Genomic DNA, 979 nt, shown 5'->3' on the forward strand with positions numbered 1-979 from the left:
ACCTAGGTGTTAGGGCATCAATGCCACTTGCTGTAAGCCCATCATCTCATCAAAACCAAACATAAGATTCATGTTCTGAATCGCCTGGCCAGAAGAGCCTTTTACCAGGTTATCAATAACCGACAATACAATAATTGTATTACTGCCAGGTTGCTGGTGCAGTGCAATTCGGCACATATTCGACCCCTTAACGGAACGGGTTTCTGGCAAAGAGCCTAGCGGCATCACATCGACAAAAGGCTCATCCTTATAGCGCTCTTCATAGATAGCTTGAGCCTGCTCCAGACTTAATTCAGCATCAGGCTTAGGTTGTATATACAAAGTCGCTTCGATCCCTCTAATCATGGGCACGAGATGAGGAACAAAGGTCACATTAACAGGCGATCCGTTTGCTTCACTCAAAATTTGCTGGATCTCGGGTAAATGGCGATGCCCGGAAACACCGTAAGCTTTAAAGCTATCAGCGCATTCCGATAACAGCATACCAACTTTAGCTGCACGCCCAGCACCACTGGTGCCTGTTTTAGCATCTGCAATGAGACGATCCGCCTGGACTAAGCCTTGCTCAACTAAAGGTAAAAAGCCCAACTGAATAACCGTAGGAAAACACCCAGGGCAAGCAACTAATTTGGCATCTTTAATTTGTTCACGATAGATTTCAGGCAGGCCATATGCAGCCTGAGGAATTAATTCAGGGCAGGCATGCTTCTGGTCATACCAACTTTCCCATACATCTACATCTTTCAAACGAAAGTCACCTGAAAGATCAATGGTACGCAAGCCGGAATCTATAAATTCAGACATCATTGACTGAGCCACACCGTGTGGCGTTGCAAAGAAGATAAGATCACAGCCAGCTAGTTCGTCTACGCTAGGATCGGTAAAAGGCAAGTCGATGTAGCCACGAACATGAGGAAACATATCTGCAACAGGGCGGCCTTTCTCAGTACGCGAGGTAACAACAGTAATTTCAACCTTC

Annotated in this window: 1 protein-coding gene; it reads right to left on the reverse strand. The window is 46.0% G+C overall.

Translation table 11 applies throughout. The features are described 5' to 3' along the window. Positions 1 to 9: 9 nt before the first annotated feature. Positions 10 to 979: N-acetyl-gamma-glutamyl-phosphate reductase (gene argC, locus A3761_RS03935; protein ID WP_068749856.1), on the reverse strand; the 970-nt coding region annotated here is incomplete at its 5' end.

The organism is Oleiphilus sp. HI0123 (genome assembly GCF_001635315.1).